Source organism: Mesorhizobium sp. WSM4847, assembly GCF_055811335.1.
On record NZ_JBVVPY010000015.1, the window covers coordinates 5,970 to 27,733 of the forward strand.

The window sequence follows — 21,764 nt, forward strand, 5'->3', positions numbered from 1 at the left end:
CCCCCGCCCTCCCTCCCCCTCTCCTAAAACTCGTGGCGGGGCTCCGCGGTCTCCTCCCCCCCCCCCCCCCCGCGGGGGCCCCCCCCCCCCCCCACCCGGCGGGGGGGCGGGGGCCCCCCCCCCCCCCCCCTCGCCAGTTCGCGGATGCCGGGCTCGATGTGCTGCAGCGCGATCGAGGAGATGCCGAGCCGCATGAAGCGCGACGGCTTTTCGGTGCGGTCGAAGAAACGGTCGCCGGGCTCGATGATGACGCTGCGCGAGGCGGCGGCCTCGGCCAGCCCGCGCGAATCGGTGCCGCGCGGCCCTTCGAGCCAGAGCGACGCGCCGCCGGCGGAATCGGTCGAGCGCCACTCCGGCAGGAAGGCGGAAATCGCATGGATCAGACGCTTGCGCCGTTCGTCGAAGGCGCTCGACAGCCGCCGCACCAGCGCCTCGTGATGGCCAAGCGACAGGAACAGCGCGACCGCGCGCTGGTTGTTGGCCGGCGGATGACGCAGCATGAAGCGGCGCAGCGCGCGAAGCTCGGAGATCAGCCCGGCCGAGGCGACGATGTAGCCGAGCCTAAGGCCCGGAGCCAGCGTCTTCGACATCGAGCCGACATAGATGACGCGGCCGGAACGGTCGAGGCTCTTCAGCGCCTGCTGCGGCGCCTCGTCCAGAAGCTGGCTGTCATAGCCGTCCTCGATGATGATCTGGTTGTGGCGATTGGCGCGCGCCAGCAAATCCTGCCGGCGCTCCGCCGACAGCGGCACCATGGTCGGGCAATGGTGGCTGGGCGTCACGAAGACGAAGCCGGAATCGTTGGGAATAGAAGCGGTTACAATGCCGGAATGGTCGACCGGGACCGGTGCGACGTCGGCACCCGCCAGCCGGAAGATCGAGCGTGCGTCGGGATAGCCGGGGTCTTCCATGGCCACCTTGGAGCCCTTGGTCATCAGCAGCGTCGCCAGCATGTAGAGCGCGTTCTGCGCGCCGAGCGTGACGATGATCTCATCGGGATTGGCGAAGATGCCGCGCCGCGGCAACAGCCGCGCCTGGATCTGCTCGATCAAAAGCGGATCGTCGCGGTCGACCATGTCGGACGCCCAATTGCGGATCTCGAGCACGGCCAGCGCCATGCGGTTGCACTCGCGCCACTCGGCTGTCGGGAACAGTGCCGGATCGAACTGGCCATAGACGAAGGGGTAGGACGACTTGATCCAGTTGTCGTGCTTGGCCGGCGGCGGCATGTCACTGGCCGCGATCTGCCGGCGCGCCTTCCAGTCGATCTCATTGGCCTGGTCTGGCGCCTTCTGGTGCGGTTTGGCCGGCGTCGCCAGCACGTCCGGATTGACGAAATGGCCGCGCCGTTCGCGCGCCACCAGGAAACCCTGGTCGACGAGCTGCTGGAATGCCAGCACGACGGTGCCGCGCGCCACGCCGAGTTTCTCGGCCAGGATCCGGCAGGACGGAAGCGGCATCGAAGCGGCGATTTGCCGGTCGAGGATGGCGGCGACGATCGCTTGGCGGATCTGCGCCTGCAGGGTCTGGCCGGATTCCGCCGAAATCCGGAACAGGCCGGACCATATGGCCGTGTCGTTTCGCTGTGGCATGGGGATGTTCCTCGATGGCCAGCCTTTTTCACCTGGCTGGACCAGTCGAATGTACCGGTGGCACAAGCTGTTGCGCCAATCAATTTTTCTGATCACTGGGATTTACGCCAGTGATCCTTCCCAAGGGTGACGCAAAGCGTCATCCCGCTGGTGACGCAGCGCGTAATCCCGCTGGTGACGCAAAGCGTCATCCGGCTGCCTGACGCAGCGCGCCATCCCCCGCGTGCCGCGTTGCGTCATCGCTGCCTGACGCAACGCGTCATCGCGGCGCATTGAAACCAGTCGATTTCGGCTAGATAGTTCGGCGCGACGACACGCGCCGGAAACACCCGGTCTGTTATGTTGGCATTTCAAGGCTCGGAGTGAGGCAGTGGATCAATCGTCCTTTCAAAAACAGCTCGACGCCCTGCGCGATCACCGTGCGGCCAAATCGGGCAGCATGCGCGAGGCTTTCGCCGCCGATCCGCAGCGCTTCGAAAAATTCTCCGCCACCGACGGCGACCTGCTGCTCGACTGGTCGAAATGCGCGGTCGATGCGCAGACGATGGATCTGCTCGAGAAGCTGGCGGCAGCCGCCGATCTCGAAGGCCGGCGCGCTGCGATGTTCTCGGGCAAGAAGATCAACGTCACCGAAGGCCGCGCCGTGCTGCACACCGCGCTGCGCAACCTGAACGGCAAGGGCATCGTGCTCGACGGCCAGGACGTGAAGGCGCAGGTTGTCGCCGTGCTCGATGCGATGGGCGGCTTCGCCGATGCCGTGCGCTCCGGCAAGGCGGCCGGCGCCACCGGCAAGAAGATCACCGACATCGTCAACATCGGCATCGGCGGGTCCGACCTTGGCCCGGCCATGGCGACGCTGGCGCTGGCGCCCTATCACGACGGGCCGCGCACGCATTACGTGTCGAACATCGATGGCGCCCATATCCACGACACGCTGAAGGGCCTCTCCGCCGAAACCACGCTGTTCATCGTTGCTTCCAAGACCTTCACCACCATCGAGACGATGACCAATGCCGAGACGGCGCGCGAATGGGTGCAGAAGGCGCTCGGCAAGGAAGCGGTCGGCAAGCATTTCGCCGCCGTCTCGACGGCGCTCGACCTGGTGGCCAAGTTCGGCATTGCGTCCGACCGCGTCTTCGGCTTCTGGGACTGGGTCGGCGGACGCTATTCGGTGTGGGGCGCGATCGGCCTGCCGGTGATGATCGCCGTCGGCCCGAAGAATTTTCGCGCCTTTCTCGATGGCGCGCATGCGATGGACGAACATTTCCAGACGGCGCCGCTGGCCAGCAACCTGCCGGCGCTGATGGGGCTGATCGGCTGGTGGCATCGGGTGATCTGCCAATACCCCGCCCGCGCCGTCATTCCCTACGACCAGCGCCTGTCCAGGCTGCCGGCCTATCTGCAGCAGCTCGATATGGAATCGAACGGCAAGAGCGTCACCCTCGACGGCGGCGCTGTCCAGACGCCGACCGGCCCGCTGGTCTGGGGCGAGCCCGGCACCAATGGCCAGCACGCCTTCTTCCAGCTGCTGCACCAGGGCACCGATTTCATTCCGGTCGAATTCCTCGCCGCAGCCATCGGCCATGAGCCGGATCTCAATCATCACCACGACCTGTTGCTCGCCAACTGCCTGGCGCAGTCGGAGGCGTTCATGAAGGGTCGCACGCTGGAGGAAGCGCGTGCGCAGATGCTGGCAAAGGGCATGGCGCCCACCGAGGTCGACAGGATCGCCCCGCATCGCGTCTTCTCCGGCAACCGGCCCTCGGTGACGATCCTCTACAGACAACTCGATCCGCATACGTTCGGACGGCTGATCGCGCTCTATGAGCACCGCGTCTTCGTCGAGGGCACGCTCTTCAACATCAATTCCTTCGACCAGTGGGGCGTCGAGTTGGGCAAGGAACTGGCGACCGGGCTGCTGCCTGTCGTGGAAGGCAAGGAGAATGCCGCAAAGCGGGACGCTTCGACTGCCGGACTGGTGGGACACATCCATCGATTGCGCGGATCGGAGTAAGCGGCTTGGCCGAGATCAAGGGAATATTGTTCGACAAGGACGGCACCCTTGTCGACTTCAACGCGACGTGGCTCGGCGTTGCCGATTTCATGGCGATGGATGCGGCGGAGGGCGACCGCTGGAAGGCCGACAGGCTGCTTGCCGCGGCGGGCTACGATTTCGCCACCAAACGCTTCAAGCCCGATTCCATCTTTGCCTCCGGCACCAACATGGATGTCGTCGAGCTTTGGTTTCCGCGACTATCGGATGAAGACCAGATGCTTGCCGTCGCCCGCTTCAACGAGATCACGTCGGTGCAGGGCTCGTCGATGGCGGTGGCGCTGCCGGGCATCGTCGAGACGCTTGGCGTTCTTCACAGGAAATCCTACCGGCTCGGCGTCGCCACCAACGATTCGACCACTGGCGCTGAGAAGACATTGCTCACGCTGGGCGTCGCGCAGCTGTTCGACGCCGCCTATGGTTACGACGCGGTGGCCAATCCGAAACCGGCGCCCGACACGATCCTCGCCTTCTCGGACCTGACCGGCCTGAGGCCTGCCGCGATCGCCGTGGTCGGCGACAATCGCCACGATCTGGAGATGGCGCGGGCCGGCGGCTGCGGTCTGGCGATCGGCGTGCTTTCCGGCACCGGCACGCGGGAATCGCTGTCGCAGATCGCCGACGTCATTCTGGATTCGGTTGCCGATCTGCCCGACTTTCTTTCGGCAAAGGTCAAGGAGACGATCTGAACTCGCCTCCGGGTTGCTCCGGCTCGAACGAGAAGACGCCACTCGGCTTCGTCGCCGTGCCTTGGCCGACATCCGGCACCTGGTATTCGGCCAGAAGGTGAAGCCGCGAGCGGGGCAAGTAGGCGCGGCCCGGGTCGCCGATCAGCACATTGATGCCGGCGGCCAGGCAGCGGTCGAGGAAGGGGATGACCCGGTCGGCGAGATCTTGCCGGTAAAACAAGTCGCCGGCTGCCACGACGTCCACTGGCGGCGGCGGACCAGCGGTGATGTCCTCGCCGACGACCGTGATTTCGACGCCGTTCGCCGCCGCATTGAGACCGAGCGCGGCGACGCCATTGCGGTCGATCTCGGATGCAATCACTTGGCTGGCGCCGGCCCTTGCCGCGGCGATACCGACGAGGCCAGACCCGGCGCCGAGATCGAGCACGCGAAGCCCAGCCACGGTCTCCGGCCGATCGAGGATGTAGCGGGCAAGCACCGCGCCGCCGGCCCAGGCATAGGCCCAGTAAGGAGGCTGCGGCTCGGGGCCATCCTCGTCGGCTTCGTTTGCTTCTTCTTCCGGCTCGGCTGCTCGTCCTTGTGGACGCGTCAGCCGCCACAGTCCGCTCGCTGGATGGGCTGCATAAAGCCGGATTTCGGGAAGCGCGGCAACAGGGGCGATACGCATGTTCGCCTTGATGAACGTTAGCGGATCGGGACGGGAAAGCGTATCCGCCGCGTCATCGACAGTAAGGCTATCGGCCAAAATTGTCCCTATTCCCGCCCAAATTCTTCCTATTCCCGCAACGCCCGCCGCAGGATCTTGCCGACCGGCGTCTTCGGCAGTTCGGTCCGAAACTCGATGTATTTTGGCCGCTTGTAACCGGTCAGGTTCTCGCGGCAATAGACAGTCAGCACCTCTGCGGTCAGCGACGGGTCCTTCTTGACGACGAACAGCTTCGGCACTTCGCCTGAATGCTCGTCCGGCACGCCGATCGCGGCCACTTCGAGCACGCCCGGATGCAGCGCCACCACTTCCTCGAGTTCGTTCGGATAGACGTTGAAGCCGGACACAAGGATCATGTCTTTCTTGCGGTCGACGATCTTGGTGAAGCCGCGCTCGTCCATGAAGCCCATGTCGCCCGACTTGAAGAAACCGTCCTTGGTCATCACCTTGGCGGTCTCGTCCGGCCGGTTCCAGTAACCGGCCATCACCTGCGGTCCGCGGATGCAGATCTCGCCGACTTCGCCGGGCGGCAAATCATTGCCGTCTTCGTCGCGGATGGCGATCTCGGTCGAGGGCAGCGGCAGGCCGATCGTGCCGGTGAAGTTGCCGTCGCTGAATGTGTTGGCGGTGGCCACCGGCGAGGTTTCCGAAAGCCCGTAGCCCTCGGTGACCGGGCAGCCGGTCAACGCCTTCCAGCGTTCGGCGACACCCTTCTGCACCGCCATGCCGCCACCCAGCGTCAGGATCAGCGGCCTGAAGTCGAGCTTGCGGAAATCCTCATTGTTGAGCAGCGCGTTGAACAGCGTGTTGAGGCCTGGAAAGATGTGGATCGGGTATTTGCCGAGTTGCTTGACGAAGCCGGGAATGTCGCGCGGATTGGGAATGAGTATGTTCTGGCCACCCAGTTGCATGCCCATCAGCGCGTTCACCGTCAGCGCGAAGATATGATAGAGCGGCAGCGCGCAGATGAAGTTGAGATGCGCCGGCTTGGGCTTGACCGTGAAGGCGTCCTCGATCCACAGCGCGTTCTGCGCGACGTTGGCCAGCACGTTGCTGTGCAGCAGCACCGCGCCCTTCGAGATGCCGGTGGTGCCGCCGGTATATTGCAGGAAGGCGACGTCGTCGGCAGCGACCTTCGCCGGCTTGAAATTCATGCCGGCGGCTGCCTTCAACGCTGCGTTGAACTTGACATGGCCCGGCAGCGACCAGGCCGGCACCATCTTCTTCACGCGGCGCACGACGAGATTGACGATCGTCCCCTTCAGGCCGCCAAGCATGTCGCCCATCGCCGCGACCACGACATGCTTGACCGCCGTTTTGGCGATCACCGCCTGCAAGGTGCTGGCGAAATTCTCGAGAATGACGATGGCTTGCGCGCCGGAATCCTTGAGCTGATGTTCCAGCTCGCGCGGCGTGTAGAGCGGGTTGACGTTGACCATGACATAGCCAGCGCGCAGCACTGCCATCATCGCAACCGGATATTGCAGCACGTTCGGCATCATCAGCGCCACGCGTGCGCCTTTCGGCAGTCCCGTCGATTGCAGATAGGCGCCGAAGGCGGCCGATTGCCGCTCGACTTCCGCATAGGTGATGGTCTTGCCCATGCAGGTAAAGGCAGGCCGGCTGGCGTACTGCTTGCAGACGTCGGCGAGCAGATCGCCGATGGAGCCGAAGGGCAGAGCGCCGATCTCGGCCGGAACGACTTTCGGATAGCTTTTGAGCCAGGGTTTTTCCGGCAATCCGGCGGCAACCACATTCGGCAGCCTTGTGGCCGGACCTGGGTTTGACGTCGATGCAGCCGCTGTCGGTGCCGCCTTCGCCGCTGGTTTGGCGGCGGCGGGCTTTGCGCCACCCTTCGCGGATACATTGGCCTTGGCGGGCACCGCGGCCGCCTTCGGCTTGGCTTTGGCCGTCGGCGCTTTTAGCTTGTCGGGGCTGGCCGGTTTCGCAGCAGTTTTGGCCTTGGCTGTCGCTGGTGCCGTCGTCCTTGGTGTTTTTGCCACTCGTCCCTCCCTCGATTGTTCTTATTGTCTCTGCCTGCTCGCCGCGTCGCCTCCGAATGACAGAGACGTCCTCCACTGCTGCCGGCATCCAGGAAATCCAGCCTGTCATCTATGTATTGCGACTATCGGCAGCCGTGCAAGTCTGCGCCTGCGGCAAGGTGGGAAGAAATCGTCCGCGGCAACGACCAGCCGAAGGTCGCAGTTCCTCACCAACGCCGGGTTGAAGATCAATAAAAAAATGCAGTCGTTAACATTACCGTGATAGGCGGTAATTGACATTTCTTTCTCCTTTTTGGCGAGTGCGCAGAAATAAATTCTGCTTCCCATGGGGTAGGCAAACGGGGTGTTCCAAAGCCGGAAAAACGGTGCTTATATGCGCGCTTCACGAGCCTGATAGAGGGGCTTGGAAGAACATCAGGGAGTCCTCCATGAAAAAGAAACTGACTTTTGCGGCCGCGTTGCTGGCCGCAAGCGTCCTCGGCGGCATGGCCAATGCGAAACAGCTGGTCTACTGCTCGGAGGCGTCGCCGGCCGGCTTCGACCCGTCGCCGTGGAGCGGTGGCAACGATTTCGACGCGTCGTCGCGCACCATCTATTCGCGCCTGGTCGAGTTCGAACACGGCAAGACCACCATCACGCCTGGCCTCGCCGAGAGCTGGACGGTTTCCGACGACGGTCTCGAATACACATTCAAGCTTCGGCCGGGCGTGAAGTTCCAGACCACCGACTACTTCACGCCGACGCGCGATCTCAACGCCGACGACGTGATCTTCTCCTTCGAGCGCCAGTGGAAGAAGGAAAACCCGTGGTTCGACTATCTGGCAGGCACCGGCTGGGAATATTTTGCCGGCATGGGCTTCCCGGATCTTCTCAAGGAAATCGTCAAGGTCGACGACCTGACGGTGAAGTTCGTGCTGAACAAGCCTGAGGTCGCTTTTCTGCCGGATCTCGGCATGGATTTCGCTTCGATCGTCTCCAAGGAATATGCCGACCAGCTCGACAAGGCTGGCACCAGGCAGCAATTCACCCAGAAGCCGATCGGCACCGGTCCGTTCCAGTTCGTCGACTACCAGGTCGACGCGGTCATCCGCTATGCGGCATGGGACGGCTACTATGGCGGCCGCCAGAAGATCGACGATCTGATCTTTGCCATCACCACCGATCCGGCCGTGCGCGCGCAGAAGCTGAAGGCGGGCGAGTGCGATATCATGTCGTACCCGGCGCCGGCCGACATTGCCGGCCTGAAAGCCGACCCGAACCTCAAGGTCGACGAGCAGGAAGGCCTGAACATCGGCTACATGGCCTACAACACGACGCAGGCGCCCTTCGACAAGGTCGAGGTCCGCAAGGCCCTCAACATGGCCGTCAACAAGCAGGCCATTCTCGATGCCGTCTATCAGGGCGCTGGCCAGGCGGCGATAAACCCGATCCCGCCGACGATGTGGTCCTATAACAAGGAGGTCAAGGACGATCCCTACGATCCCGACGCGGCCAAGAAGATGCTGACTGATGCCGGCGTCACGGATCTGTCGATGAAGATCTGGGCAATGCCGGTCAGCCGCCCGTACAATCCGAATGCCCAACGGGTCGCGGAACTGATCCAGGCCGACTACGCCAAGATCGGCGTGAAGGCCGAGATCGTCAGCTACGAATGGACCGAGTATCGCGAACGCGGCAAGCAGAAGGACCGTGACGGGGCCTTCCAGCTCGGCTGGACCGGCGACAATGGCGACCCGGACAACTTCCTGTTCCTGCTCGGCTGCGATGCCATCGGCCAGTCCAACTATGCGATCTGGTGCAACCAGGAGTTCGAAGCCCTCCTGCAGAAGGGCAAGGCGACCACGGACGTCGCCGAGCGCACCAAGATCTACGAGGAGGCTCAGGTCGTGTTCAAGCGTGAGGCGCCGTGGCTGACCATCGCCCATTCCAAGGTCTTCATGCCGATGAACAAGAAAGTTACGGGCTTCGTCATGGATCCGCTCGGCATCCACCGGTTTGACGGCGTCGACGTCGCCGAATAACTGCTGAGAAATAGAACGGCGACGCTGGACTTAAAGCGCCGCCGTTCTATGAAGCAAGATGCTCCGCTATCTCCTCCACAAGCTCGCCTTGATCATCCCGACCGTGTTCGGCATATCGCTGGCGGCGTTCGCTTTCGTCCGGCTTTTGCCGGGCGACCCGATCACGGCCCTGGCCGGCGAGCGCGGCGTCAGCCCGGAACGCTACGCCGAGCTTGTCGAGCGGTTTGGCTACAACCGGCCCTATGTCGTCCAGTATCTCGAGTATATCGGCAGGGTCCTGACCGGCGACTTCGGCATATCGCTCGCCACCAAGCGGCCGGTGCTCGGTGAATTCCAAGCGCTGTTTCCGGCGACGCTGGAACTGGCGACGATCGCGCTGATCATCGCCGTGCTCATCGGCATTCCCGCCGGCATCTTCGCCGCGGTCAAGCGCGGATCCTGGTTCGACCAGGCGACGATGGGCGTGGCGCTGACCGGCTATTCGATGCCGATCTTCTGGTGGGGACTGCTGCTCATCATCTTCTTCTCCGGCTATCTCGGCTGGACGCCGGTTTCCGGCCGCATCGGCCTTCAATATTTCTTCAAGCCGACGACGGGGTTCATGCTGATCGACAGCCTGATCTCCGGCAAGAGCGGCGCTTTCAGGTCCGCCGCCAGTCATCTTGTCCTGCCGGCGATCGTGCTGGCGACAATCCCGCTCGCCGTCATAGCGCGCCAGACGCGGTCGGCGATGCTGGAGGTGCTGGGCGAAGACTATGTCCGCACCGCCCGCGCCAAGGGCCTGGCGCCGCGTCGCGTCATCGGGCTCCACGCTTTTCGCAATGCGCTGATCCCCGTCGTCACCACCATCGGCCTGCAGGTCGGCACGCTGATGGCGGGCGCCATCCTGACCGAAACGATCTTTTCCTGGCCTGGTATCGGCAAGTGGATGATCGACGCGATCGCCAAGCGCGACTATGTTGTCGTCCAGAGCGGCTTGCTGATCATCGCGCTGATCGTCATGGCGGTGAACCTGATCGTCGACGTGCTCTACGCCGTCATCAACCCACGTATCCGGGTGCAGTGAGATGACCGACCAAACCACGGCAGAAGCCACCGCCGCCTCCATTCCGACCGGCGGCCGGCAACGCGCCTTCACCGAGTTCTGGCATTACTACTCGATGAACACCGGCGCCGTCATCGGCCTGGTCGTGTTCACTGCGCTGGTGCTGGTGGCGATCTTCGCGCCGTTGGTCGCGCCGCATTCGCCTGACGAACAGTTCCGCGATGCGCTGCTGGCGCCGCCGGCCTGGCAGGAGGGCGGCAGATCGACGTTCCTGCTCGGCACCGACGCCGTTGGCCGCGACATGCTTTCGCGGCTGATTTTCGGGGCTCGGTTCTCGCTGTTCATCGGTCTGGTCGTCGTTGTTTTCTCGCTGACCAGCGGTATCGTCCTCGGCGTGCTCGCCGGCTATTTCCGCGGCTGGGTCGATACGCTGATCATGCGCGTCATGGACGTCATCCTGGCCTTCCCGTCGCTGCTGCTTGCCCTGGTTCTGGTGGCGATCCTCGGACCCGGCCTGTTCAACGCCATGCTGGCGATCGCGCTGGTGCTGCAGCCGCATTTCGCGCGGCTCACCCGTGCGGCGGTGATGGCCGAAAAGAACCGCGAATATGTGATCTCCGCCAAGGTGGCCGGTGCCAGCCATCTCAGGCTGATGGTGAAGACGATCCTGCCGAACTGCATGGCGCCGCTGATCGTGCAGGCGACGCTGTCCTTCTCCAACGCCATTCTCGAGGCCGCGGCTCTTGGCTTCCTTGGCGTCGGCGCGCAGCCGCCAACCCCGGAATGGGGCACCATGCTGGCCACGGCGCGCGAGTTCATCCTGCGCGCGCCATGGGTGGTGACCTTCCCCGGCCTTGCCATCCTGATCACGGTGCTTGCGATCAACCTGATCGGCGATGGCCTGCGCGATGCCTTCGACCCCAAGCTGAAGAGGTCGTGACCATGCCTCTTCTCGAGATCAAGAACCTCACCGTGTCGTTTGATACCGCCGCCGGACCATTCATGGCCGTGCAAGGCATCGACCTGTCGATCGAGCCGCGCGAGGTGCTGGCGATCGTCGGCGAATCCGGCTCCGGCAAATCGGTGGCGATGCTCGCGGTGATGGGGCTGTTGCCGAACACGGCGACGGTAAAGGCCGATCGCATGGCCTTCGACGGCATCGACCTGCTTGAGCTCAGCCCGTCCGAGCGCCGCAAGATCGTCGGCAAGGACATCTCGATGATCTTCCAGGAGCCGATCGCCAGCCTCAACCCGTGCTTCACCGCTGGTTTCCAGATCGAGGAGGTGCTGCGCTTCCATTTGGGCATGGACCGCGCCCAGCGCCGGGCCCGTGCCATCGAACTGATGAAGCTGGTCGGCATCGCCGATCCGGAAGAGCGGCTGAACTCATTCCCGCACCAGATGTCGGGCGGCCAGTGCCAGCGCGTCATGATCGCCATCGCCATCGCCTGCAATCCGAAGCTGCTGATCGCCGATGAGCCGACCACCGCGCTCGACGTCACCATCCAGAAGCAGATCCTCGACCTTTTGGTCGGCTTGCAGGCCAAATACGGCATGGGGCTGATCATGATCACCCACAATATGGGCGTCGTGGCCGAGACCGCCGACCGCGTCATCGTCCAGTACAAGGGCCGCAAGATGGAGGAGGCCGACGTTCTGTCGCTGTTCGAGCAGCCGAAGAGCAACTACACGCGGGCGCTGCTGTCGGCGCTGCCGGAAAACGCCGTCGGCGACAGGCTGCCGACCATTTCCGACATGCTGTTCGAACCGGCCCCCTCTGCTCCTGGAAGCGTGACTGCAACGGGAGCCGCGCCATGAGCGTGACGGTTCTCGAAGGCAAGAACATCGTGCGCGACTATCATGTCGGCGGCGGCCTGTTTCGTCCCTCGCGCACGGTGCACGCGGTCAAGGGCGTTTCGTTCAGCGTCGACAAGGGCAAGACGCTGGCCATCGTCGGCGAAAGCGGCTGCGGCAAGTCAACGCTCGCACGTATCATCACCCTGATCGATCCGGCGACGGCGGGCGAGCTCTTCATCGACGGCAACAAGGTCGACATCGCCAGGAATGGGCTGACGAAGGAGATGCGCCGCAAGGTGCAGATCGTCTTCCAGAACCCTTACGGTTCGCTCAATCCGCGCCAGAAGATCGGCGACGTGCTGGGCGAGCCGCTGCTCATCAACACCGACACGCCAGCCGACGAACGGCGCGATCTCGCCATGAAGATGCTGAAGAAGGTCGGCCTCGGACCGGAGCATTACAACCGTTACCCGCACATGTTCTCGGGCGGCCAGCGCCAGCGCATCGCCATTGCCCGCGCGCTGATGCTCAATCCGAGCCTTTTGGTGCTCGACGAACCGGTCTCGGCGCTCGATCTGTCGGTGCAGGCGCAGGTGCTCAACCTGCTCGCCGACCTGCAGGACGAGTTCGAGCTGACCTATGTCTTCATCAGCCACGACCTGTCGGTGGTGCGCTACATCGCCGACGAGGTGATGGTCATGTATTACGGCGAGGCCGTCGAATACGGCTCGCGCGACGAGGTCTTTGCCGACCCCAAGCACAGCTACACCAAAACGCTGTTCGCGGCGACGCCGCGCGCCGACGTTGCCAGCATCAAGGCGAGGCTGGCGAAGAAGAAGGCCGCCTGACGCCGCAATTGCGGGACCCAGCCCATGCTGAGGTTAGGGCGCCGGCCGATCAAAGGCTACAGCGACCGCGATTCCTACGGAATGCAGTGCTTCTCGACGTCACGCGCGGTGAACTCTGCTGCTCGCCGCCATGCTTCGTCGGTATCTCCCCGGTAAGTCAGGTATCGATCGCAGACAGGTTTGTTGTTGCTCAAATCCAGCACTGCAAACTTCACCCAGCCGACCAGCGTGCTCATCTTGTGCACCTGACCGATCAGGAGATATTTCGCGCTGGCTGTTTTTGCCTGTTTCGAGAGATCGACAAGGCCGGGGTCCTTGATGGTGCACTGTTCTGCCTGACAGGGTAACGCGACGAGCTTGATCTTCTCCGAAAGGCCATCCTGCAACGCAACGCCAAATGCCTTCAGTCGCGCTTCGTGTTCGGCGGTCTGGTCCCTGACTTCGCCTGATGTATCCCTGAACTCGAAATCCGCGACGGCGAGGGTCGCTGGCTCGGCGACATCGGCAAAAGCGGCCGGCGCAAGTAGACCAGCGCCCATCAGGATCAGGAAAAATTGTCCACACTCAAAAAGTCGAAATCGAACTTCCGCACTTTGCACCTTGAGCATCTCGTTTCTCCGAGGTTAGGACGATAGCCATCCCAATGACGGTGCCGATTTGTCTCTTCGCGCTGTTGGAAGACGTGGAAGCGGGCGCAGACTACCCGGTTGCGTCGCGACGTCAACTTTCAACCCGTTACTGGGTGGACTCCACCTCCGCGACAACCAGCTTGCCTTTGGCGCGCGAGATTTCGAGTGCCTGGCCGGCCCCTGCCAATGCGCCCGGGACCGAGATCACGAACGCCTGGCCCTCGCTGAGGGTCGCGACGAAGCGCACTGGCAGGTTTTCTTCGCCCGCCGCCATCGTGGTGACCACCCGGTAGCCGTCATCCGCCTCCGTGTAGTAGACGACGCCGTGAAAATTGCCGAGATCGACGGTCCCACCCTGACGGGCCGTGAGTTCGCCGGCAGAAGCGGAACCTGCCACGACGCAAAGCGCCGCAAGTGCTGTGTATCTGAACATCGTGTTTCTCTCCATTTGGAATTGTCGTCTGGGTGGGTGGTCGCCTGCGGCTGCATCCCCAAAAATTATGCGGCGAGCTGATCCTCACGGGCAGCCGCGATCATCACGCTGGCGAGCAACCCGTAGGCCGCCTCCCAAGCCTCGCGGACAGCCGGCGTAAAAGCCGTGCCGAGGCCGGCCGCCAGCGTCTCGATGAGCGCTTGCCCGACGATCGGGTAATGACGCTCCTCGACGCCGTAAGTCACGTGACGCTTGGCGAGCACGCGAACCGTCGGCAGGATGGTGTCGGCACGTTCCAGTCCATGCACGACGAAGCCGAGGCTCGCCATCAGCTTGGCGCCTTGCTTGGTCATGTCTGTCATCGGAAACAGCGCGCGAAGATCCGCGTCGATCGCGAACAGGCGCTCGTAGAACAGCGCGGCGGCGGCCACGCGGATCGGCACGATCTCGCGAAAACTGTCCTGGACAAGTCTGATCTGGTCGGGTGTCATCGGCGACGCTCCTGCGTTCCTGGTCTTGCGGCGATCATCGCCCCAAAGCGTTTCGCATGCATGTCGCCTGCGCCTGGATGTGTTTCAGTTGTGTCTCAATTGGTTTTCAGTTCGCGCTCATTTGTCCTCTTTACCTAGAGGCACGCCGAGAGTGCCAGGCCGAACTCTCGCCGACCTCGACCTGGCCATAGCTGAAAACCTGGGGCGCGGCGCCAGCTTGGAACTGCATCGGCAGTCGGTCATTATATCGGGGAGCCGGCGGCTCCTCCCCTATGCCTCCGTTCGGATGGAGAAATCATGCTGCGGATATTCATTGCTTCGTCTTTTCTTCTCGCCTTCGGTGCGCCCTCGACCACGCTCGCGCAGGACAGCATCGAGAGCGAAACAGGCCGCGTTGCGGTCGAGACCTTTGCCGAAGGGCTCGAGCATCCCTGGGGCGCGACCTACCTGCCCGACGGCGCGTTGCTGGTCACCGAGCGTTCGGGGCGGCTGCGGCTCGTCTCGACCGACGGAGCCGTTTCCGATCCGATCGACGGTGTGCCGGACGTCCTCGCCAGCGGACAAGGCGGTCTGCTGGATGTGGCCCTCGATCCGGACTTTGCCGACAACCGGACGGTTTATCTCTCCTATTCGGAGGAACGCGGCGGCGGCGCGGCCACCTCGGTCGGCCGTGGGCGCCTGGACGAGAACGGCAGCGCGCTTTCGAACTTCGAAGTGATCTTCCGCCAGGAACCAGCCGTATCCAGCCGGCTGCACTACGGCTCCCGCCTGGTATTCGCGCCGGATGGCAAGCTCTTCGTCACGCTCGGTGAGCGCGGCAAGATGCGAGAGGCGCAGGATCCGAACAATCATCTCGGCACGATCGTCCGCATCAACCCCGATGGTTCCGTGCCTGACGACAATCCCTTCGTCGGCAAGGACGGCACCGACGAGATCTGGTCCTACGGCCATCGCAATGTGCAAAGTGCTGCGCTCCATCCCGAAACCGGCGTGCTCTGGACGGCGGAAATGGGACCGCTCGGCGGCGATGAGCTGAACATTCCGCAAGCGGGCAGGAATCACGGCTGGCCCGAGGTCAGCTGGGGCCGGCACTATTCTGGCGAACGCATCCCCGAGCCGTCGACGCGGCCGGAGTTTGCCGACTCCATCCATAGCTGGACGCCCGTCATCTCGCCTTCTGGCATGACCTTCTATACCGGCGACATGTTTGCCGATTGGAGAGGCGACCTCTTGATTGGCGGACTGTCGGCGGAAGGCATCGTTCGTGTCAGGATCGACGGAAAGCAGGTCGCCGGCGAGGAAGTCCTCGCTCTCGGCAGGCGTATCCGGGACGTGGTGCAGGCTCCCGACGGCGGGGTCATGGCGCTAACCGACGAACCAGCGGGAAAGATATTGCGACTGACGCCGGCAGCGTCGCAGTGATGCCGCGCGGTGGTGCTGGGAAAGGGCCGAACATCATCGCTGCCACACTTTTCGGCACACTTCCAACTCATTCGAAACGTTGCGTCTCGATACAGCAGAAAGCGTAATGATATCAGTTGATTAGTGGTGCCGCTTAGGTGACTCGAACACCTGACCCCATCATTACGAATGATGTGCTCTACCAACTGAGCTAAAGCGGCCCGGGAAGCCAAGGCCTCCAAGATGCGCTGGGTGATAGACGCAACCCGCCACAAATTCAAGATGGGACTTGGCAATTCGTGTCGGCTCATCCCGGGCCTATAAGCGACCGCCGCACCCGTCGGCCATGCGACGTCGCGTTGGCGCTGCATCGGGAAACCGGCGAAAAATGTTGATTCCTTTACCGAAAACCGCCGAAATCGGCATTGGACGCATCGCCAAGGCAGAATGCGGCCGCTGGCCCGTTGATTGATCGGTCGCCTGCGGCTAACGATCATGACAATGTGACCGTACGTGCAGAGGGGTCCCCGTTGGACGCGATCGAAAAAGCGATCCGGAATGCCTTCGAGAAAGGCAATGCCGAAGACCGCGCGTTTCGCGAGCGGGTCTACCGATCGGCCTTCGCCGCACTTGACCGTGCCCTGCAGGCCAACCCGAACGTGACGGTGGAAGTCGCCATCAAGCGCCGCAAGGCGGTGCAGGCCAAGATAACCGAAATCGAATCCGAATTCCTGCCGGCGGTTCCCGCTGTCGGCCGGCCGACCGATGACGACGCTGCTGCACCGGCTGTGGAGCAGCCGGCTGGCAGCGAAGCCGATGCCGATGCCGAACCCGAGGCCAATGCCGAACCGGATGCCGGCGCCGACGCTGAACCGGCGCCGCCGCCTGAGGTCATTGTTGACGGTCCGGCGGAGTCTCCTGCATCGGTCGCGCCTCCTGCTTCCGACGCACCCCCAGCTTCCGATGCGCCGCGCTCGCGTGTCTTGCCGGTCGTTCCCGACATCATGCCCGAAGCGGCTTTTCCCGATGCGCCGGAGATCGACTTGTCGTCCCCCCAATCGGCCGGAGACGGCGACGCAGAGGTGATGCCCGACCGCGACGACAGGCGGGTGAGAGGTCCCCGCCTGCCTCTCACCGCGATTTTCCTCGGCGTGACGCTGCTCGCAGCCGCCGGCATCGGCCTCTATTTCGCTGCCCAGACCGGCGTCTTCAAGTCGGCGGCCGAACTCGACACCGCCCCGCCGCAAACGCCACCGACGGTGGAAGACGATGATTTCACGCCGCCAGGCGACACCGCCCCGCCGCTGAACGCCGGCGAGGCGGATGAGGCGCGCGACTGGATCAATGTGTTTTCACCCAGCGACCCGACGCTTGTCAGCGCGCCTTCGGACGCCAAGGCCGAAGTCATGCAGGACGACAGCGGTTCTTTCCTGCGCATCCGGTCGGGCGCCTCCGGTTCGGCGATCAGCTTCGACGTCGAGCAAGGGGTCTTGGACAAACTCGCCGGCAAGCACGCCACGTTCGACATCATCGCCCGCTCCGAGGAGGGCCAGGAGACGCAGATCTCCGTCGACTGCAATTTCGGCGAACTCGGCGACTGCGGCCGCAAGCGCTACGCGGTCGGCCACGAGCGCAACGAATACCTCTTCGATGTGCGGTTTCCCGACAAGCGTCCGGGCGCTGCCGGCACCATCGCCATCAATTCCGACTTCGACAAGCAGGGCAAGTCGGTCGACATCTACGAGATCCGCGTCGCGATTGTTCCTTGAGCCTCAACGCATCGGCCCGAAAATCGGAATCGATTTTCGGAAAGCACGATGCGTAGATTATAACTGTTAGAGCGTACTTTGTGCGTCCAATTGGACGCACGTCGCTCTAACTATCGAGCAGCGCCTGCAGCGTCTCGATGCGGTCGGCTTCGGCCGCCGGCTTGTCCCAGCGCAGCCGTGAAATGCGCGGAAAGCGCATGGCGACACCGGATTTGTGCCGTGTCGAGCGGTTAAGCCCTTCGAACGCCACCTCCAGCACCAGGCCTTGTCTGCGGTCGGCCCGCACCGAGCGGACCGGGCCGAAGCGCTCGATCGTGTTGTCGCGGACATATTTGTCGATCTGCCTCAGTTCCTCGTCGGTGAAACCGAAATAGGCTTTCCCCACCGGCACCAGTTCCTCCGATCCTTCCGGGCCGGACCAGACGCCAAACGTGTAGTCGGAATAGAAACTCGAACGCTTGCCGTGGCCGCGCTGGGCATACATCAGCACGGCGTCGATTGTGTGCGGATCGCGCTTCCATTTGAACCATGGACCTTTCGGCCGGCCGGTGAGATAGGGCGAATCCCAGCGCTTCAGCATCACGCCTTCGATCACCGGATGCAGCGGCTTGCGGCGCAATTCCTCCAGCGCCTGCCAGTCGGAGAATTCGACAAGCGGCGAGAGATCGAAGCGGCTCGGATCGAGCGTCTGCACGAAGCCTTCGAGGTGGCCGCGCCGCTCGCGGAAAGGGTGCATGCGCAAGTCCTCGTCGCCGATCTGAAGCATGTCGTAGCAGCGCATGAAGGCCGGGTATTGCTGCTGGATCTTCGGTGTCACGCTCTTGCGGTTCAGCCGCTGCTGCAGGTCCGAGAACGTGCCGGTCGCCTGCCGGGGATCGCCGACCAGAAGCTCGCCGTCGAGGGTGGCGGAGAAATCCATCGCCTCTGCGAGGTCAGGAAAAGCCCCGGAGACATCGTCGCCGGTGCGCGAGTAGAGCCGGCGAACACCGCCTTCCGATACCGCCTGGACGCGGATGCCGTCCCATTTCCACTCGGCGGCATAGTCGGCCGGATCGAGCTTTTCGAGGTCGCCGTCGCCGATCGGGTTGGACAGCATCACCGGCCGGAACAGCGCCAGGGCTGTCTTTTTGGGTTTTTCCGCCTTGCCCTCCAGCCAGGCGAACAGCTCGGCATAGGGCGGCGTCAGCCCATGCCAGAGTTCTTCAATCTCGGCGACGTCGACCTTGCCGAGATCGGCCAGCGCCTGCTTGGCCAATCGCGCCGAAACGCCGATGCGCAGGCCGCCGGTGACCAGCTTGATGATGGCGAAGCGCGCCGAGATGCTGGCGCTGTCGAGCAGCCGGGCCAGCACCTTCGGCCCGTCGGAACGGCTCGCCGCCTGCAATTTCGCGACGACCTCGGCGAGCGTCGGCTCATGGTTGGCGATATCCGCCGGCGATTGCGGCCAGACCAGCGACACCGTCTCCGCCAGGTCGCCGACATAGTCGTAGGAATAGCCGAACAGCACCGGGTCCATGCGCTCCATGACCAGCGCGCGCAGCATCGCCGGCTTGACCGCCGCGATGGTCAGGTCGCCGGTGATGGCAGCCAGCGCCAGACCGCGATCCGCATCCTCGACGCTGCGGAAATAATCGCTCAACAGCTTCAGCTTGCCGTTGCGCGACGGCGTCAGCACGAGGCGGTCGAGGAGTTCGGCGAAGCGGTTCATAATGCGGGCCGCGCCAATGGGCCAGCCTTGCGTTCTGTCGCGCCGCCGTGAAGCGCTACATCGGCCGTGACCACCATCAATCGCCCTCATCCTCATAGCCGACGAGATGCAGCGGCCTGGCAGCGATGCCTTCGAGTTCGCACCAGCGCACCAGGGCTTCCTCGCGGCCATGCGTCACCCAGATTTCCTCCGCGCCGGTTTCCCTTATCGTGGCGGTCAGTTCGTCCCAGTCGGCATGGTCGGAAACGATCAGCGGCAGCTCGACGCCGCCCTGCTTGGCGCGCTGGCGGATGCGCATCCAGCCGGAGGCAAAGCACGAGATCGGATCGGGAAAGCGCCGCGCCCAGCGGTCGGCGAACGCCGATGGCGGGCCGACGACGATGGCGCCGGTGAAATCCTCCTTGCCACTGCTTTCGACGGTCGCCGGCTCCAGCGCCCCGAGCTCGATGCCCTGGCTCTGATAGTAGTCGCTGAGCTTGGCCAGCGCGCCGTGGATATAGATCGGCCTGTCGTAGCCGGCGTCGCGCAGCAAGCGCATGACGCGCTGCGCCTTGCCGAGCGCATAGGCGCCGACCAGATGCGCGCGTTCGGGAAACTGCGCCGTCGATTTCAGCAGGCGGGCGATCTCTTCGGTATCGGTCGGATGACGGAACACCGGCAGGCCGAAAGTCGCCTCGGTGATGAACACGTCGCACTTGACCGGTTCGAACGGCTCGCAAGTCGCGTCCCTCTGGCGCTTGTAGTCGCCCGAAGCGACGATGCATGAGCCCTGATGCACGACCTCGATCTGCGCCGAGCCCAGTACATGGCCGGCCGGATGGAAGGTTACGGTGACGCCGTTCAGCGCAATCGCCTCGCCAAGTGCTGCCGCTTGCGTCGTCCCGGCAAAACCCTCGCCGTAGCGCAGCCGCATGATGTCCAGCGTCTGTTGTGTAGCCAGCACCGAGCGGTGGCCGGAACGGGCATGGTCGGAATGGCCGTGTGTGATCAGCGCCCGGCTGACCGGCCGCACCGGATCGATGAAGAAATCGCCGGGCGGGCAATAAAGGCCCTCGGGCCGAGGGTGAAGCAGGTCGCTGGCGCGCATGGCTCCAAGATAGTTGCTAATTCCGGCGCGGGAAGCCTGTTGCAAGTGACTGCTGACTCGGCATACAGGCAACTGTCGGCGGGATCTCCATCACGAAATCGCATCAGGCCTTGTCCGGCGACCCTTTTCGTTCACCTGCGCCACACGTGGCGGCGGCTGCGAAAAAGTCCGATTCGCATGCCCGAAAGGGCAGGACACCGACAAGGAGGACGTTGCATGCGCTGGAACTTGGTGGTCTTGGCATCTTGCCTGGCAATAGCCGGTTGCGTCGGCACCTCGATCGCCGAGCGACAGGACGCGAATGTCCAGTCCTCGCTGCAATATGACAGCGTGCCTTGCGATCAATTGGTGGCGCAACGAAACCGGCTGGCGCAGCAATACCGCCTTCCGCAGGATGCCAAGCCGTCCTTCTCCGATCCCGGGGTGGGCCTCGGCCCGTTCACGCCGGATGCCCGTTCCAAGGCCCAGCGCGACGTCGAACAGGCAAGTGGCCGGATCGACGCCATGAACCGGTCGATCGCCCGCCGCGAATGTGGCAAGCCGGGTTAATACCCCGCGTTGCGATCGACGACGTTCTCGAGCTTCTCGCCGCGCTCGAAGGCGGCCATCTGGCGCAGCATGATCGGCACCAGATGCACGGGATCGGAGGTCGCCGCCGCATGCGGCGTCACGAAGACCTTTGGGTGGCTCCATAGCCGGCTGGTCTTCGGCAGCGGCTCGACCTCGAACACGTCGAGGCTTGCTTCCTTGAGTGTGCCGTCCTCCAGCGCACGCAGAATGTCGGCGTCCTTCTGCAACTTGCCGCGCCCGGCATTGATCAGCACCGAGCCGCCTAGGCCGTTGCGTTTCCTCAACTCCTTCAGCACGCCATAGTTGATGATGCCATGCGTCTGCGCAGTGAGTGGCAAAAGCACCACCAGAATGTCGGTGGCGTTGAGGAAGGGGATCAATCCGGCCTCACCCGCATAGGTTGCAACGCCGTCCATCGGCCGCTCGCTGCGCGACCAGCCATTGACCGCAAAGCCGAGCGACAAAAGCACCGACGCTGCCGCACGGCCAAGCGTGCCGAGCCCCATGATGCCGACGGAGATGTCGCCGGCCGGCCGCTGCGGCGGCTCGTGCCAGATCTTCTTTTGCTGCTGCGACCGGTAGAGCATGCCCTGGCGATGGTGATCGAGCACCCGCCAGACGACATATTCAGTCATGTAGTGGGTCAAATTGTCGGCCACGACCTTGACGATCGGCACGTCGGGCAAGGTGGGATCGGCGAAGATGTGGTCGACGCCGGCGCCGATCGAAAAGACAACGCGCAGATTGGGCAGGGACGACAGAAGGTTCGGCCGCTGCTTCCAAACCACCGCATAGGTGATTGAAGGATCGCTGGCGCCTTCCGGCTCGAGCGCCACCTCGCGTTCGGTCGATAAGAGTTCGCGCCAACGGCCTGGATGAATACCGGTGAGGGCAAGCAGGACGCGGCCTTTTTCCATGGCGG

General features: G+C 63.6%; 18 protein-coding genes, 1 tRNA gene and 1 pseudogene. 10 read left to right on the plus strand and 10 right to left on the minus strand.

Going from position 1 to position 21,764, the window contains the following annotated elements; genetic code table 11:
• Nucleotides 1-110: 110 nt before the first annotated feature.
• Nucleotides 111-1,592: pseudogene (gene pdxR / locus AC0L28_RS21370) on the minus strand (MocR-like pyridoxine biosynthesis transcription factor PdxR); the annotation flags it as partial.
• 370 nt (nt 1,593-1,962) lie between these two features.
• Here pdxR and pgi point away from each other — a divergent pair.
• Both pgi and AC0L28_RS21380 read left to right on the plus strand, forming a co-directional pair.
• On the plus strand, nt 1,963-3,606 hold the full coding sequence (pgi, locus tag AC0L28_RS21375) for a glucose-6-phosphate isomerase (protein WP_023802892.1): 1,644 nt from the start codon (nt 1,963-1,965) through the stop codon (nt 3,604-3,606).
• Between the two features lie 5 nt (nt 3,607-3,611).
• Nucleotides 3,612-4,334 (plus strand): HAD family hydrolase, encoded by a 723-nt coding sequence (locus AC0L28_RS21380; protein WP_023802893.1) that lies wholly within the window; start codon nt 3,612-3,614, stop codon nt 4,332-4,334.
• Here AC0L28_RS21380 and AC0L28_RS21385 read toward each other — a convergent pair.
• Nucleotides 4,318-5,079 carry a class I SAM-dependent methyltransferase gene (locus AC0L28_RS21385; RefSeq protein ID WP_473480047.1) on the minus strand — a complete coding sequence of 254 codons (762 nt, stop codon included), beginning with the start codon at nt 5,077-5,079 and terminating at the stop codon, nt 4,318-4,320. The two genes, AC0L28_RS21380 and AC0L28_RS21385, sit on opposite strands and share 17 nt — an antisense overlap.
• 29 nt (nt 5,080-5,108) lie before the next feature.
• A complete protein-coding gene (locus AC0L28_RS21390; protein ID WP_128168287.1) occupies nt 5,109-7,043 on the minus strand; it encodes a long-chain fatty acid--CoA ligase in 1,935 nt (644 codons plus the stop codon).
• A gap of 428 nt (nt 7,044-7,471) precedes the next feature.
• Between AC0L28_RS21390 and AC0L28_RS21395 the strand changes: the two genes are divergently transcribed.
• The 5 genes from AC0L28_RS21395 to AC0L28_RS21415 are packed head-to-tail and all read left to right on the plus strand — an operon-like array spanning nt 7,472 to nt 12,754.
• Complete coding sequence (locus tag AC0L28_RS21395; protein WP_023802896.1) at nt 7,472-9,064, plus strand: ABC transporter substrate-binding protein; 1,593 nt, start codon at nt 7,472-7,474, stop codon at nt 9,062-9,064.
• Between the two features lie 58 nt (nt 9,065-9,122).
• Nucleotides 9,123-10,130: an ABC transporter permease subunit gene (locus tag AC0L28_RS21400; protein WP_023802897.1), complete on the plus strand. Its 1,008-nt coding sequence runs from the start codon at nt 9,123-9,125 to the stop codon at nt 10,128-10,130.
• Between the two features lies 1 nt (nt 10,131).
• A complete protein-coding gene (locus tag AC0L28_RS21405; RefSeq protein ID WP_023802898.1) occupies nt 10,132-11,049 on the plus strand; it encodes an ABC transporter permease subunit in 918 nt (305 codons plus the stop codon).
• Nucleotides 11,050-11,051: 2 nt separating this feature from the next.
• The gene (locus tag AC0L28_RS21410) at nt 11,052-11,927 is read left to right on the plus strand and encodes an ABC transporter ATP-binding protein (protein ID WP_473480166.1); all 876 of its coding nucleotides are present in this window, start codon (nt 11,052-11,054) and stop codon (nt 11,925-11,927) included.
• Nucleotides 11,924-12,754, plus strand: a complete 831-nt coding sequence (locus AC0L28_RS21415; RefSeq protein ID WP_128168286.1) for a dipeptide ABC transporter ATP-binding protein — start codon at nt 11,924-11,926, stop codon at nt 12,752-12,754. The genes AC0L28_RS21410 and AC0L28_RS21415 overlap by 4 nt, the downstream gene beginning before the upstream one ends.
• A gap of 74 nt (nt 12,755-12,828) precedes the next feature.
• Here the strand turns inward: AC0L28_RS21415 and AC0L28_RS21420 are convergent, their stop codons facing one another.
• From AC0L28_RS21420 to AC0L28_RS21430, 3 genes are all read right to left on the minus strand, one after another.
• The gene (locus AC0L28_RS21420) at nt 12,829-13,362 is read right to left on the minus strand and encodes a DUF2380 domain-containing protein (protein ID WP_128168285.1); all 534 of its coding nucleotides are present in this window, start codon (nt 13,360-13,362) and stop codon (nt 12,829-12,831) included.
• 127 nt (nt 13,363-13,489) lie between these two features.
• Complete coding sequence (locus AC0L28_RS21425) at nt 13,490-13,816, minus strand: hypothetical protein (RefSeq protein WP_027151640.1); 327 nt, start codon at nt 13,814-13,816, stop codon at nt 13,490-13,492.
• 65 nt (nt 13,817-13,881) lie between these two features.
• A complete protein-coding gene (locus AC0L28_RS21430) occupies nt 13,882-14,307 on the minus strand; it encodes a globin family protein (protein ID WP_287226842.1) in 426 nt (141 codons plus the stop codon).
• 297 nt (nt 14,308-14,604) lie between these two features.
• On the opposite strand from AC0L28_RS21430, the gene AC0L28_RS21435 reads away from it, so the two are divergent.
• A complete protein-coding gene (locus tag AC0L28_RS21435) occupies nt 14,605-15,729 on the plus strand; it encodes a PQQ-dependent sugar dehydrogenase (RefSeq protein WP_128168283.1) in 1,125 nt (374 codons plus the stop codon).
• 124 nt (nt 15,730-15,853) lie between these two features.
• Here AC0L28_RS21435 and AC0L28_RS21440 read toward each other — a convergent pair.
• Nucleotides 15,854-15,929 (minus strand) — tRNA-Thr (locus AC0L28_RS21440).
• Nucleotides 15,930-16,238: 309 nt separating this feature from the next.
• Between AC0L28_RS21440 and AC0L28_RS21445 the strand changes: the two genes are divergently transcribed.
• Nucleotides 16,239-17,477: a hypothetical protein gene (locus AC0L28_RS21445; RefSeq protein WP_473480051.1), complete on the plus strand. Its 1,239-nt coding sequence runs from the start codon at nt 16,239-16,241 to the stop codon at nt 17,475-17,477.
• A 106-nt stretch (nt 17,478-17,583) separates the two neighbouring features.
• On the opposite strand, the gene AC0L28_RS21450 is transcribed toward AC0L28_RS21445, so the two are convergent.
• Nucleotides 17,584-19,185 carry a cisplatin damage response ATP-dependent DNA ligase gene (locus AC0L28_RS21450; protein ID WP_473480053.1) on the minus strand — a complete coding sequence of 534 codons (1,602 nt, stop codon included), beginning with the start codon at nt 19,183-19,185 and terminating at the stop codon, nt 17,584-17,586.
• A 76-nt stretch (nt 19,186-19,261) separates the two neighbouring features.
• Nucleotides 19,262-20,272: a ligase-associated DNA damage response exonuclease gene (locus AC0L28_RS21455; protein ID WP_023802067.1), complete on the minus strand. Its 1,011-nt coding sequence runs from the start codon at nt 20,270-20,272 to the stop codon at nt 19,262-19,264.
• Nucleotides 20,273-20,488: 216 nt separating this feature from the next.
• Here AC0L28_RS21455 and AC0L28_RS21460 point away from each other — a divergent pair, with 216 nt between their 5' ends.
• Entirely contained in the window at nt 20,489-20,821 is a 333-nt protein-coding gene (locus AC0L28_RS21460; RefSeq protein WP_023802068.1) for a hypothetical protein, read from the plus strand.
• Here AC0L28_RS21460 and AC0L28_RS21465 read toward each other — a convergent pair.
• The gene (locus AC0L28_RS21465; RefSeq protein ID WP_023802069.1) at nt 20,818-21,759 is read right to left on the minus strand and encodes a 2-hydroxyacid dehydrogenase; all 942 of its coding nucleotides are present in this window, start codon (nt 21,757-21,759) and stop codon (nt 20,818-20,820) included. The genes AC0L28_RS21460 and AC0L28_RS21465 overlap by 4 nt on opposite strands.
• Nucleotides 21,760-21,764: the final 5 nt, after the last annotated feature.